The 12,902-nt window shown below is 58.8% G+C and carries 12 protein-coding genes and 2 pseudogenes; 4 read left to right on the forward strand and 10 right to left on the reverse strand.

The features are described from left to right. Positions 1 to 4: 4 nt before the first annotated feature. A complete protein-coding gene (locus SB753_RS33515) occupies positions 5 to 1,243 on the reverse strand; it encodes an efflux RND transporter periplasmic adaptor subunit (protein WP_410804247.1) in 1,239 nt (412 codons plus the stop codon). A gap of 483 nt (positions 1,244 to 1,726) precedes the next feature. Here SB753_RS33515 and SB753_RS33520 point away from each other — a divergent pair, with 483 nt between their 5' ends. Then, entirely contained in the window at positions 1,727 to 2,692 is a 966-nt protein-coding gene (locus tag SB753_RS33520; RefSeq protein ID WP_410804288.1) for an AraC family transcriptional regulator, read from the forward strand. Between the two features lie 3 nt (positions 2,693 to 2,695). On the opposite strand, the gene SB753_RS33525 is transcribed toward SB753_RS33520, so the two are convergent. The 4 genes from SB753_RS33525 to SB753_RS33540 all read right to left on the reverse strand — a co-directional run bounded on the left by SB753_RS33525 (position 2,696) and on the right by SB753_RS33540 (position 5,421). After that, positions 2,696 to 3,316 (reverse strand): glutathione S-transferase family protein, encoded by a 621-nt coding sequence (locus SB753_RS33525; RefSeq protein ID WP_410804249.1) that lies wholly within the window; start codon positions 3,314 to 3,316, stop codon positions 2,696 to 2,698. 2 nt (positions 3,317 to 3,318) lie between these two features. Next, the gene (locus SB753_RS33530) at positions 3,319 to 4,365 is read right to left on the reverse strand and encodes an aldo/keto reductase (protein WP_410804251.1); all 1,047 of its coding nucleotides are present in this window, start codon (positions 4,363 to 4,365) and stop codon (positions 3,319 to 3,321) included. Positions 4,366 to 4,367: 2 nt separating this feature from the next. Continuing rightward, positions 4,368 to 4,916, reverse strand: a complete 549-nt coding sequence (locus SB753_RS33535) for a nuclear transport factor 2 family protein (protein ID WP_027780355.1) — start codon at positions 4,914 to 4,916, stop codon at positions 4,368 to 4,370. 79 nt (positions 4,917 to 4,995) lie between these two features. Next, positions 4,996 to 5,421 (reverse strand): MarR family winged helix-turn-helix transcriptional regulator, encoded by a 426-nt coding sequence (locus SB753_RS33540; RefSeq protein ID WP_410804254.1) that lies wholly within the window; start codon positions 5,419 to 5,421, stop codon positions 4,996 to 4,998. A 350-nt stretch (positions 5,422 to 5,771) separates the two neighbouring features. On the opposite strand from SB753_RS33540, the gene SB753_RS33545 reads away from it, so the two are divergent. Then, a complete protein-coding gene (locus SB753_RS33545) occupies positions 5,772 to 6,563 on the forward strand; it encodes an alpha/beta fold hydrolase (protein WP_410804256.1) in 792 nt (263 codons plus the stop codon). Between the two features lie 215 nt (positions 6,564 to 6,778). On the opposite strand, the gene SB753_RS33550 is transcribed toward SB753_RS33545, so the two are convergent. Continuing rightward, positions 6,779 to 6,931: a hypothetical protein gene (locus tag SB753_RS33550; protein WP_410804258.1), complete on the reverse strand. Its 153-nt coding sequence runs from the start codon at positions 6,929 to 6,931 to the stop codon at positions 6,779 to 6,781. Positions 6,932 to 7,624: 693 nt separating this feature from the next. On the opposite strand from SB753_RS33550, the gene SB753_RS33555 reads away from it, so the two are divergent. Further along, a complete protein-coding gene (locus tag SB753_RS33555) occupies positions 7,625 to 8,086 on the forward strand; it encodes a hypothetical protein (protein ID WP_410804260.1) in 462 nt (153 codons plus the stop codon). 520 nt (positions 8,087 to 8,606) lie between these two features. Continuing rightward, a pseudogene (locus tag SB753_RS33560) lies at positions 8,607 to 8,985 on the forward strand (IS3 family transposase); the annotation flags it as partial. A 253-nt stretch (positions 8,986 to 9,238) separates the two neighbouring features. On the opposite strand, the pseudogene SB753_RS33565 reads toward SB753_RS33560, so the two are convergent. From SB753_RS33565 to SB753_RS33580, 4 genes and pseudogenes are all read right to left on the reverse strand, one after another. Further along, positions 9,239 to 9,887: pseudogene (locus SB753_RS33565) on the reverse strand (acetyl-CoA C-acyltransferase); the annotation flags it as partial. A 295-nt stretch (positions 9,888 to 10,182) separates the two neighbouring features. After that, entirely contained in the window at positions 10,183 to 10,914 is a 732-nt protein-coding gene (locus tag SB753_RS33570; protein ID WP_027780349.1) for a dienelactone hydrolase family protein, read from the reverse strand. Between the two features lie 233 nt (positions 10,915 to 11,147). After that, on the reverse strand, positions 11,148 to 12,113 hold the full coding sequence (locus SB753_RS33575) for an alpha/beta fold hydrolase (RefSeq protein ID WP_410804262.1): 966 nt from the start codon (positions 12,111 to 12,113) through the stop codon (positions 11,148 to 11,150). An 81-nt stretch (positions 12,114 to 12,194) separates the two neighbouring features. Further along, positions 12,195 to 12,839, reverse strand: a complete 645-nt coding sequence (locus tag SB753_RS33580; RefSeq protein WP_410804264.1) for a glutathione S-transferase — start codon at positions 12,837 to 12,839, stop codon at positions 12,195 to 12,197. Between the last annotated feature and the right edge of the window lie 63 nt (positions 12,840 to 12,902).

Consider the following 12,902-nt stretch of genomic DNA (forward strand, 5'->3'; position numbering starts at 1 on the left):
TCCGCTAGTTCTGTTTAGGCTCATAGCGGATCGCACCATCGCGCGTCGCCACTTTCGTTCCGGGCGCCGCAAAGGGCAAACCGTCGACGATCACGCGATCGTCCCGAGACAGGCCCGAGCGGATCACGCGCAATCCCCCGCGTATCTCGCCGACCTCGACATGCTTTGCCACAACCGTTCCGTCGGTGCTAACCGTCATCACGAGGTACTCGGACTGGTCGGGTAAAACGGATGCGTCCGGCACGAGCAGCGTCGGTGCGGGATGCGCCACCGCGAGACGCACGCGCGAGAACTCGCCAGGTATAAAGCGCAGGTCGGCATTGGACACCGTCGCTCGGGCGTGGATTGTGCCGCTGGAACGGTCCAGCACGTTGTCGACGAAATCAAGCGTCCCTTGCCGTGTGTAGGTCGTCGAATTGCCCGCCGCCAGCTCGACGCGATTTGCAATCGGCCCTTTGGCGTCGCCGCGATACTGCGAAAACGACTGGAAGTCCGCCTCGCTCATATCGAAGTCGACGTATACCGGATCGAGCGAGACGAGCGTCGCGAGCAATGTCGTCGGACTCGTTGCGCCACGGCTGCCTCCAATAAGGTTACCGGTGGAAACGAGATGCCTGCCAATGCGGCCGGTAAACGGCGCCGTGATGCGGCAGCGATCCAGATCGAAGCGGGCGTCGCGGATCTGCGCCGCAGCGTCGTCGAGTGCGGCTTGCGCAGCATTCAGTTCGGACGTGCGCTGCTCGACGTTCTGCGTCGTGCCAGCATCATTGCGCTCAAGCTCCCGTGCGCGCGCCAACTCCTGCTTTGCCAGAACGAGGCGCGCCTCAGCGGTCCGCCGCAAGGCAGTCGCCTGCGCGAGCCGAATCTCATACGGCACGGGATCGATGGTGAACAGCAGATCGCCCTTGTGAACGATGTCGCCGTCCCTGAAGTGAATACCTGTGAGCGTACCGCCTACCTGTGCGCGCAGTTCCACCTGATCGACGGCCGAGAACTGCCCAAGAAATCCGAGTCGGGTGTCAAGGTCGCGTACCAGCGGCCGACTGATTGTTACCTCATGGGGCGGCACGGGTCGAGCATTGGCGACGCTATCACCGCCATCATGCGAGTAGAGAAACCACGCGCCCCCGCTTACCATGATCACAGCGGCCGCGGCAGCCCAGCTTCTGGCGCGTCGGCCCACCGTGCCATATCGCGCACGACGAACCGTTCCGCCGTCTTCCAGCCTTGTTTTCGTATCCAACTTCGATCACCTCGAAAAGTGTTGTCGTTCGCTCGTCGCGAAACGGCGTCTCGACCAATCGGCGCACCAACTGATTGCGCGGACCGGCCAACTCGGCCATTTAGATTTCGTACAACTTCTAACCGCCGTTAGATTACATGTGAAATCTAATACGTCAAGACTTTTCAAGGCGCTAACCAGTAGCTCTACCGGCCCTGGACCGATGCATCTCAGAACCAGCAACGCTTCGCCCGATTGTTCGCGCCTGGCAGCATGTGTATTCATCATCGACGGATTTATGCGAACAACTGGATCCGCTATGCTGTGCACGCTTTTAACTACTGTGCGCGTGGAATCGCTTTCGCGTGCCATGGCAGGTGATTGCGTTTGTTCTTTTTGCGGCATGAAGGAGCGCTCCTCCATACCGGTCCTTCTTTTGTCGCGGCGCACGTTCCCTGAAGTGCGCTTTTTTTTGAGGCGCAAGACATGATCGGCGACGACGCGATGAGGCGATCCATTCACGAGCGCGAATCTCGAGCACACAGGCTGTCCCGGCAAGATGTGCTTTCCGACGTTCTGGATCTGATACGGCTACGAGGCGAATCAATCGAGATATACGAGACGGTCGAGGCGCAACGCAAGCCCTTTGATGCTGGACGCGCCCGCTTCCACTTTATTCAGAACGGCGCCTTCCGGCTCGACGCGATCGCTATCGATACGACCACGTTAGTCGCCGGTGATCTTGTTTTGCTACCTAAGGGACGTGCGCATGTTCTCTCCGCAATCCATGCGCGTGACTCTCTGCCCGGATCACCCTCGCGACCCGATGAATGTCGCAGCTTCGCCGAAAAGCCCTTTCGCGTCCTGACGGGCTCGTTCGTATTCGAATCCGCGTCCGCCGGCTCATTGATCGCGGGTCTACCGGATGTCATTCATCTCCGGGCCGACGCATCGGGTACACCGGAGTGGCAACACGCGATCCTGCGGTTCGTGCGGCTGGAAGCGAGCGAGCCGTCGCCAGGCGCTGCGCTCATGATCTCGCGCCTGATCGATCTGCTGGTGATACGGAGCTTGCGCGAGTGGGTGGCGAAGAGTCCCGCTCATAGCGGATGGCTCCGGGGCCTCGGCGACGCACGACTTGGGCGTGCACTGGCGGCCATGCATGAGGATCCCGCGCATGAATGGAAACTGGGTGCGCTTGCGAAGATTGCGACCATGTCCCGGTCGCACTTTGCGGACCGATTCACGGAGATTGTCGGCGAGCCGCCGCTCAGGTATCTCGCACGGTGGCGCCTGAGCCTTGCCGCGGATCTACTGCGTAACAGCGGCGTGCGAATCAGCGAGGCAGCGTCTGTTGCCGGTTACCAGTCGGACTCCTCGTTCTCGCGGGCCTTCAAGGCGCACTTTGGATATTCGCCCGGCGCCATGCGTCATGGTGCAGATCCGGATCGGGGCATGCCGTCACGCTGAGCTTCAGTCGAAAGCGATCATGCCACGCTCTACGCTGGGCCTCGCCATCACGGCAGCGAACCATCGCTGAAGTTGCGGATACCGCGCCCAGTCGATCCACGGCGATTGCGCGGCCACTATGCTGACAGCAGCGATGTCTGCAAGCGTGAATGATTGCCCTGCCATGAACGGTGCGTTTTCCAGAAACATCTCGCTCGCGAGGAGCATCTCAAGGCTGCGCCGTTCCATCAACCGTTGTCCCTCCTTGCACCCTTTGTTCTTCAGAAAGAAGGACGCGTGGCTGGGCGCAATCACGTCGGTCACGAAAAAAAAGAATCGCTCCAGTGCGAAGGGCGCCGATGCATCCGTTTCGGGCGGTAACAACCTGCCTCCCGCTCGTCGGGCAAGATAAAGAAGAATCGCATTGGACTGTGCGAGGACAAGCGGAGGCGCCGCCGACGAGCGAACTCGCAGCACCGGCACTTTTCCACTAGGATTTAGCGAAAGAAAATCTGGTGTGCGCTGCTCGCCCGCCCGAAGGTCGAGCTTCACGACCTGGTGGGCGATCGCGAGTTCCTGCAGCGCAATCGCCACACGAAGACAGTTACCCGTCTTCGCGCCATACAGGGTAACGTCGGCGGACATTGTCAGGGAGCCGGAGTTTCGGGCATGACGATGCGCTCGTACTGGCCGCCGGCCGCAGCTTGCCGGTACGCAGGCGCGTCAATCATCGACTGCGGAAAGATCGGAGCCAATGCACTGGCATCATCCAGCCGCTCGACGTGATGCTGCGCAAGCGTGAGCTTTGCAGCGCCAAGGTATGCCGATAACTGTTCGCTCGTCCGAGGTCCAATGATCGGCAGCGAACCCTTTAGCAAGACCCACGCTACTGCCACCTCGGATGGCGTGACCCCAAGCTCGGTCGCAACCGCAAGGGTGGCATCGACGATCGCCGTACGCTGGCCGGAATTTTCCTGCTGGAATACCGCACCGCCCAGTGCTTCAAGGCGGCCTTGCTCGCCCCGACGGTACTTGCCCGAAAGCAGTCCACCACCGAGCGGCGACCATGCCACCATCCCCAGTCCAAGGGCCTTGCCTGCCGGCATCAGTTCGTGCTCGGCTGTACGCTCGACCAGGCTGTGCTCGAACTGCAAGCCGGCGACTCGCGCCCAGCCACGCAATTCGGCGATGGTTGCCGCCCGCGCGACGCGCCACGCAGGGAAGTCAGACAGTCCGATATAGAGCACCTTGCCGCTGCGCACCAGGTCGTCGAGGCCTCGCATGATCTCGTCCGTTGGCGTGATGCCATCGTCAAAGTGCACCCAGTAGAGGTCGATGCGATCGGTCTTGAGACGCTTGAGGCTCGCCTCAACAGACAGGCGCATCGCGAGGCGGCTATTGCCCGTCGCCAAAGCGCCCGCGTTGGGCGCCGCAGCCTGAGTGTACTTGGTGGCAATCACGAAGTTATCGCGACGGCCCGAGAGGAGCTTACCGAGAAACTCCTCGGATTCGCCGAACTGATACACGTCGGCGCAATCCAGAAAGTTACCACCCGCGTCCGCATATCGGTCGACGATCTCGCGCGCGGCGTCGAGATCTGATCCGTACCCCCACCTGCCGCCGAAATTGGCTGTACCAAGAACCAGCTCAGACACGCGCAGGCCCGTATGCTTGCCGAAGAGACGATATCGCACGATTACACTCCTTGAAGTTTCGGGAGATACGGCGCCACCGAAACTGCCGACGTGTCGGCTGGCGTGAGGACACGACTGGTGGTCGAACCGCCGATATAACGCTCATAGATCCTCCACCCCGTCGCCGTCTTGCGCAGACGGTCACGCATCGGCGAATACAGCCAGATCGCGGGCAGTCCGGCATCGCTGTGCATCACCTGACCCGCACCCAGTTTCGACGCATCCTCGGGCGAGGCATAGCGGATCAGCAGATTTTGATATCGCACAACCACGCCGTCTTCGTCCTCATCGACGATATGGTTTGTGGCATGACGGCCCACGCCAGGTATCAGATACGGATAATCATGCTCGAAGAAGCGTCGGATTTCGGTGTGTCCACTAATCGTTCCGTGAAAGTGGTACGCCACGGCGTCGGGCAGGAACGCCTCGATCATGGCTTCGACGTCCCATGTCTCGAAGAACCAGTTGACGCGATTGACGAAATCGACGGCGCTGGCACGGTCTTCGGCGCTGACCGTGCTCGTATGTGGGACGGAAGGAAAGGCTGACATGCAAGATCCTTGAAAGAGAATGTCTATCGAAATGAGGCAATTCAATATGTGCAATTGCACATCTACATCCAAAAAATTTTCAGGTCGCAAAAACGACGGTCAACAGACCTGCTCGCAGTGCAGTCGCTTCTTTGCGACCGACGCCGGCTTCGAACTTCGCCTGCGCTGCGCGCCAGCACGGCTCAGCTTCCGACAGCTTCGCCTTGCCCGCAGCGGACAGCGTGAACGTCAGTGCCCCTTTCGGACCTTCCGCATCGCTCGTCAACCACCTTGCGTCCCTCAGGGGTCTGAGTGCACGTACTAACGTCGTCCGCTCCATGACCATCAGGTCCGCCAGATCGGCAACCGCGATTCCTGGATGCTCTTCAACGAGCGCAAGCATCGAAAATTGCGAGATCGAGATGCCCACGCCTGACAGGTGGCTATCGTAAATACGCGACACATACCTCGCAGCGCGACGCGCAGCCAGACAGTGACACAGATCGGGACCAGTGAGGGATTTCATGTCTCTTATTCTGATGTGCTATTACACATTTGTCAATGCTTCGTATAGCGGCACACGATGCTGCCAGATGCGTGCTTTTGTGCGGGGCCGCCTCCAGACATCGGCCAACTTTTCCGCACCCCACGCCTCGCCGGCCGACATTGCAACAGGCCGGTGCATACAGTCGTATCGACCATGGAAATCTTCTCTCTTATCTTTCGGACGCAATGTCATTGAAACCGGACGACATGCAATAGGCAGCGACCCTGAGGCCGGCTAACGTTCGCGTTGGCGTCGCGCTCGCCCTGATACTTTCTGTCGCTAGACGGGCGCGATATTCAAATCTCACTTCGCGTCCTAACGTTCCCATCATGAAGTCTTACATTCCGCGGCTCTTTGCCGCTCTTGTCGTATCGCTCGGTCTCGTCACCCTTGCATCCGTTGCGGCATGCGGCAGCTCTTCAGCGAGCACCACCGGCACGGTCGTACTGGTACACGGGGCGTGGGCCGACGGGTCTAGCTGGTCATCAGTCACGCGCGTATTGCAGGCGCGTGGTCTGAAAGTAGTCACTGTTCAGCTTCCTCGAACATCGTTAGCCGACGATGCCGCAACCGTCACCCGTGCCATCGATGCCCAGCAGGGGCCCGTCCTTCTGGTCGGACATTCCTACGGAGGCGCCGTCATTACGCAAGCCGGCAGCATTAACAAGGTTGCAGGTCTCGTTTATGTGTCAGCATTCGCGCCCGGAGACAACCAGTCGATCTCCGATCTGACGAGCCCATTCCCGAAGCCGGCCTGGCAGGCAGGTCTGGTACCCGACGAAGCTGGATTCCTTACGCTGAACACTGACACCTACCTGAGCAGTTTCGCACCGGATCTTCCGAAAGACACATCCAGTGTGCTCGCCACCGCTCAGGGACCGCTCAATGCGCGCTGCCTTACCGATAAGGTGTCTCAGGCCGCCTGGAAGTCCAAACCGTCGTGGTGGGTTTATGGCGACCAGGACAAGATCATTCCATCAGCGCTCCAGCAGGCCGAGGCAAAAGAGATCGGCGCGAAGATTACGTCGATTGCTGGCGCGAGCCATGTAGCACTGATGTCTCAACCTGCCGCGGTAGCCGCGGTAATTCTCGACGCGGCACGAGCCACTGGCGTGCTCTGACCGGTCGAGAAAGCATCAGCGCGGCGGAGTGACGCTCGCCGCGCCCGCCCTCTTGCGCAAGAGGCTCACGCAGTGCGAGCAGAGATATCATTTCCCTGACAACCTGAAAAATGATCACACGCAAAATAGTCGCGGTAGGTACGATGCTTCTGTCGTCATTGCTACTTTCCGCTTGCATGGCAACCACATCCAGCCAACCAGCGACGCAACAAACCTCATCGATCAGCGCCTCCCCTAAAAAAAATGGCACGAGCAGCAGCGACGTAGATGACCAGCAGGATGAACATGCCGACAACAGGGAAAAGCATAACCTCGAGATTCTTCGCTTTGTGCGGGGTTTCTAGCAAGAGAGGAATGGCGGTCAGCACGAGCCTGATGCTTTGCTCTTTTGGTGAGGAGGTGATGCTTTGAGGCGAGTCAAGCCCTCTGGGTGAGAGTTGCCCTGCTTTTTGATCTGATCCTCCAGCAAAAATTCAGGAAGATTCAACGACGTCTTCTCTGCCAGCCGTGCAACCGGCTGCGGCGGCCCACGCCGGAGCCGCAGCCAGTTTCCTGCGCGAGCATTTCCCACCGGATACCGAAGTGCAGCACCAACGCGATGCCAGTCAGCAGAGCGTCATCGCCTGCTGGCTTGCGTCTGAAACAGCTGTCGCGGCGGGGGTTTGGCGGCCGCAGCAACGGTGGCATCAGTTCCCCTCCACTCTTCATTTTATCGGTTTAGCGATTTTCTATTCGAGACGCGACACTGTCGATTTTGCCAAACCTTGAAGCTAAAGGTATGGCGGAGAAAAACAATAGATCAAGGACCGAAAAGGCTAAATCTTTTTGGAGTTTTACCGTAATCCAAATTGTAGGTGTCGTCCGCGCTCCGCAGGCGGCTGTTCAGGCATTACGACACTTGCTCTTTAAGCAATGGTGTATTGCGCGCGGTCGATGAACGTCTCGGCCATTCCGGATAAACGCTTATAGGGACTTTAGGTATGTCAATCGATTCCGTCAGAAGCTCACTAACAATCCTCTTGCAGACGAACTCGGAGGCCAAGCGAAGCCCACGCGCTCCGATGGAGTCGCCCGATGCGGCTGAACTTGCCGACAAGAGCACACGTCAATCAGTTGTCGTCACTCTTAGCGATGGGACGAAAAAGCCGGATTCTTTGGCTGCGACACCTCTGGCTGTCGCCTGGGCCCCTCAGATGTTCGTGCAAGGCGACTCAAGCGGTGATAGACAGCTTTCCAAAAGCGAGTTTGAAACGCAAATGAAACGGGCTGGTCTCGCGATAGACGCCGCCGACAAGCTTTTCAAAGCGTTTGACTCATCCGGCGATAGTCAACTGACCGTTTCGGAATACGTGGACGGCGTCAACGACAGCATCCGCGCGGGGAACGAGTTGTTCAATACACTGATGCATTCCTACACCCAAGACCCAAACGGAGGCATGCACAAGTCAGCGATTGATCGGTTTCTGAAGGCGGGCGAGGATGTAGCTTCGGCATACTGGAAGAATGCCCGCCAAACCGAATAGGCGAAAGGCTGCTCTTGAGGGCGCTGTCACCTTGCGTAGGTGGCGACGTGACCAGGCGGAGAGGCGGGTGGTAGTCACCGCATCGGCGCCACTTGCTGAAGCGTGCGGCGAGCCGCCTGCGGTAAGCGAGGTCCGTAGAATGTGGCGCTTGAGCGTGAGGTGCTGCTGATTCAAGCCAGAGCCAGACCGGAAGCGGCATGCGCTCGCGCGTGCGTTGCTCACTGCTTTCGGCGCGATTGTTCACGCGGGCGTTTGCCCTGGCGAATACGTGTCTCAAGGTCAGAATGGGAGCCAGGACCGCCCCTGAACTGCGTGGCTGACGGCCACCGCCCGGAACTGGCAATGGCGATAGCCTCGGAGCCTTTTCCATCAAACCCAAAATGGTAGGCATCACTTTGCTCCGTATTGCGGTCACCGCGTACGACGGTTGCGACGAGCCACTTACCAAACAGGTGCATTGCTTGAGCGCAGTCCGTGCTACTCGCTTTCGGCTCAGGCATATGATATTCGCGCGACAGATAACCAGCTACTCAGTCGTGAAGTCGCAGCATCCACGAATCGCCAAAAGAAGCCAGCACCAGACCATGAGGGTGCGGAACTGGAACAGCACGTCGAATCGCTTCGACGCGGCATCCGGCAGTTGCGGCACGACATCCTGAGGAAGGCGAACGAACTGATAAAAAAGAAACGGACGTCGACCTGCAACTCCTGAGCAACCGGGATAAGACGATGCTGGTTGATGGTCCGACACAAATCTACGCGTTGCCAGAGCTGTTAGCGTCTTGGGGCGAGCTCACAGCTCCCACATCTATCACCGTGCACGTCTGCTCATCGCTGACAAGTATGCTGGCGCCCGTCCTCGCGTCATCGCAGACATCCTCGAAGTCAATCACCGTTGTGAGCTTCGCTTGCCCCAGCTCGATCTTGTTCATGCGGCCGGTCGTCGGTCAGCGGCGCTTCCAGCAATGATTGCGGCGCAGCGGAGACGGAATTGGAGGGCGATGCTCATATTGAGGCGGTCGGCGACCCCGGGCCGGGTGAAAAAACGCGCCGTAAGTTCGGTCACGGCAGTCGCGCCTCTCGAACCGGTAGACGATCACCACGTCTCGATGGTCGTTGCCGGCAGAACGGCGCAACGAATGAAGCACGTCGTCAAACGGCCTCAAGCGCGAGCGCAGTGCCTTGACCGCCGCCTATGCATAACGTGACGAGACCACACCGCAATGCATCGCGGCGCATCGAGTGCGCGAGCCTCGTAACCAATACGGCGCCTGTTGCACCGACAGGGTGACCGTGCGCGATCGCACCGCCATCGACGTTGACGATATCTGCGGGCAAGTCGAGCTCTTTCATCACTGCAAGAGGCTCGGCCGCGAGGGCCCCGTTGATTTCGACCCTGTCCAATTCGCGCAACGACCAGCCCGCGCGTTCGACAGCCTGCCTGACGGCCGGTACCGTCCGATGCCGAACATCTCAGGTGCTACAGCGGCCACGACGAAGGCAGCAATACGCACCAGCGCATCCAGCCAGCGTTCGTCGGCGAACGACCGTGAGGCCACGATCATTGCCGCGCCACTGCTATGAGTCCTAGCGCGTTGCCAGCGGTGATCGTTCCGTCGCACCCGAACGCGAAGGAATCTGCAACGCAACGACCTCTTTGTCGAAGAGGCGATTGGCCTGCGCCGCGGTAAAGCGCTGTTGCGAATGCTCGGCCCATCGGTCGTGCGCTTCGTGCGTCAAGTCAAAGCGCGTCACCAGATCTTCTGGTATACCAGCCCGAGTGCTGGCCCGAGAACGCGTCGCTAGCTTTGCGACACAAACTGCACCGATGGAGCGGGGAATGATCCGCGTCGAGCACGTCGGTGAGCGTGATCGCGCCCGATTCATATGCATTTTCCGACAGATCACGGGCACGCTGGAGGTACCCCGCCAGTGCTTCGAGTTCCGACGCCCTCAGTTGTGATTGCGACAGCACCATGAACGCGTTCTCCACGTCGTCCACGGCGTGCAGCACAGCCAGCCGGTATTCGGCGATGGCCTCGGCGTTGCGCCCTTTCGCCGCTGTGTCGCATCGCGCCATGAAATACCGCAATTGCTCATGACGTACGTCTCACCGCGACTGGCTCCTTCCAAAGCGTGCGGCCAAAAAAGGTCAGTGTGCGGTCCCACGCGAGTTGCGCCCAGACCGGATCGTATTGCGTACCTGGTATGCGCCCATCGCCTACGGCGGTTTCATTGGCAAAGGCATGATGTGCAAGATAGCGATGGAATTCCGCCGAGACCCCACCGCGGGTAAACTTCCCCTCGAGCACATCGACACTCGCGGCAGGAAAGAATGCGTCCTGAGTGGCCCAGTGCGCCTGAATCGGCGCTTTGATGCTAGAGGCGTCCAAACGATTCAGTGGCGGGAATCCGTACCAAATAACGCCAGCCGTAAATTCGGGGACAGCGCTGAGGGCAAGAACCGTCAATGCGCCACCCATGCAAAACCCGGTTACACCGATATTTCGCGTGTACGTACTCAGGTATTGAACCGCGCCGCGAACGTCCTGAGAGATCGCATCGGCAAAGTCGAGACTACCCATGTAGTGGTGAGCCTCTTCCTCCTCGACCGTAGACTTTCCTCTATACAGGTCGGGCACCAGCGCGATGTAGCCCGCGTGAGACAGACGGTCCGCCACGCCCCGGATCTGAGAGTTCAGCCCCCACCACTCCTGGATCACAACGATTGCCGGTGCGCCTTCCAACTTCGCCGGATTAGCAAGATAGCCCTCAATGGCTTGACCGTCCGGACGGCAAAAGCTGACCATGGTTCCCACGCTGCGCATCTGGTTTCCTCCCAAAAATGATCGACAGTTGAAGTTAAGTGCGGCTGCGCTGGCTCGTTGCGTAGCCAACCGGCTTTCGGAGTCGCAGCAGAGGGCATTTACGTACCGCCTACGACCACGGATCCCGCGCGCATGAGAGATGACAAACTCCTCTCTCATCGCGGCGAGGCTTCTCCGTTGCTACCAGCTATGAGACGATGAACAGAGGCCCGCATCGGCTGTTGCATGAAGATTTAGTCTTCGCGATTGAGAAAGGCCGTGACGTCGGCCACAAAGCGCTTCGGGTACTGATACTGCGCCCCATGGCTCGAGTCAGGGTACAGAATCAACTGAGCGTTCGGCAGCTTCTCCTCCAAGGTAAACGAATTTACCGGATAGTGAACGATGTCGTGATTGCCGCCAACGATGAGCACGGGCTGCTTGATTTTTTTCAGGTATGTATCCGCATCAGCGCGAGGCGCGCCCCATGCCGCGAACGCCGCTACCTGGGCCGGTGCGACCTTATCATTCACGTCCGGGTCACGATCTCCCGAGCGAGCATGAAGGCGATTGAGGAATTCATGTCCCGCAGCGCGGCTCGCGTCTGATTGCGTGAAGAACACGTCCAGCAGCAGTTGATCGTTGTTTCCCCTGTCCTTCTTGATCATTTCCTGGAACTCTGGCGTAAGCGTGGCCATTCCAGCCCCGCCGCGGGGTCCACTCCCAACCAATACCAGATGTCGGACAACTTCAGGGCGCTCAACGGCAACTTCCTGTGCGACCAGACTTCCTAGAGAGAATCCGAGAAGATCAGCCCTTTTGATGTTAAGTGCATTGAGCAAGTCGATGGCGTGCCCTGCCATCCCCTCAACGGTCTTGGGAACTTCCCCCTCCGAACTGGCGACGCCAGCGTTGTCGAACAGAATCACCTCTCGGTTTTTAGCAAAACCGTCAACGACCGCCGGGTCCCAATTGTCCATGTTGCCCACAAAATGCTGGAACAAGACCAGCGGCACACCGCCGGGTTTTCCGAAACGACGATAGGCGAGCTTCGTACCATTTGCATCAATAAAGCTCGTCGGCGCTGTCTGATGCGTGTAGACGGCGCGCAGGTTCTGTCCTTCCCCTGCTGCATTAGATGGCGTAGTCGTGAAAGCGGCGGATAAAGCAAGTGCTAGCATCCCCGCTTTGACTGTCGAGATATGCATCGTTTTTTGCACTTCAGTACTCCTGAATTCAACAGATTAAAAATGTTCCGTACTGCGCTCCCAAAGCTGACATGGTTTTGGGACGAACGCTCCTTACGCGGGATTCTTGACGGAAGACCGCTCGTCAACCCTTTGCCGCCAATTGAGTAGCGCGGTGCAATCCTCGGGGACCGGAATGTTTGCAAAACCAGCGAAGAGAAGCCCCGCCCAAACGGTGATATCCGCCATTGAGAAGGATTCGCCCGCAACGTACGGTTGCGCCGCGAGGACCTTGTCAAAGTAGCGCATCCCCGCAACAGCCTTGTCGCGGGAGCGTTCACCCCATTCTCGGCGGCCCTCCCACTCAGGGCTCTTGTACGCTTGAAGCGCCGGTCCAAGACCGGGTGTCGCATGGTGAAAGTAGATCCCTACCGCATCGACCAGTTCTGACTCTGCGCGCTTCTGCATCATATGAACCAACGCCTTTTCTTTGGGCGACTTGCCCGTCAGCACCGGCTTGCCGTCGAGATTGTCAAGATATTCAGTAATGGCGGTGCACTCCGCAATGTACGTTCCGTCATCCAACTGCAAAACAGGCACGGTCCCGGTGGGGTTGATGCCGAGGAAGGCGACTTGCTTGTGTTCCGCAGCCGGCAGATCGACTTTGATGAACTCAACCTGGGACGCGAGACCTTTCTCCGCCAGCACGATCCGAATGCGAAGCGGGTTAGGAAAGCCGGGAATGTCGAAAATTTTCATGGTCGATCTCAAAAGGGGTCGTTACCTATCGATAGGTAAGTGAACGCACTTTATCTAAGCGTG

Source organism: Paraburkholderia sp. SIMBA_053 (assembly GCF_046534895.1).
Taxonomy (GTDB): domain Bacteria; phylum Pseudomonadota; class Gammaproteobacteria; order Burkholderiales; family Burkholderiaceae; genus Paraburkholderia; species Paraburkholderia caledonica.

What these genes read in the sequence shown, in the direction of transcription:
- SB753_RS33520 (WP_410804288.1), top strand. Translation starts at nt 1,727, where the DNA reads ATGAGGCGATCCATTCACGAGCGCGAATCTCGAGCACACAGGCTGTCC.
- SB753_RS33525 (WP_410804249.1), bottom strand. Translation starts at nt 3,316, where the DNA reads ATGTCCGCCGACGTTACCCTGTATGGCGCGAAGACGGGTAACTGTCTT.
- SB753_RS33535 (WP_027780355.1), bottom strand. Translation starts at nt 4,916, where the DNA reads ATGTCAGCCTTTCCTTCCGTCCCACATACGAGCACGGTCAGCGCCGAA.
- SB753_RS33540 (WP_410804254.1), bottom strand. Translation starts at nt 5,421, where the DNA reads ATGAAATCCCTCACTGGTCCCGATCTGTGTCACTGTCTGGCTGCGCGT.
- SB753_RS33545 (WP_410804256.1), top strand. Translation starts at nt 5,772, where the DNA reads ATGAAGTCTTACATTCCGCGGCTCTTTGCCGCTCTTGTCGTATCGCTC.
- SB753_RS33555 (WP_410804260.1), top strand. Translation starts at nt 7,625, where the DNA reads ATGGAGTCGCCCGATGCGGCTGAACTTGCCGACAAGAGCACACGTCAA.
- SB753_RS33570 (WP_027780349.1), bottom strand. Translation starts at nt 10,914, where the DNA reads ATGCGCAGCGTGGGAACCATGGTCAGCTTTTGCCGTCCGGACGGTCAA.
- SB753_RS33580 (WP_410804264.1), bottom strand. Translation starts at nt 12,839, where the DNA reads ATGAAAATTTTCGACATTCCCGGCTTTCCTAACCCGCTTCGCATTCGG.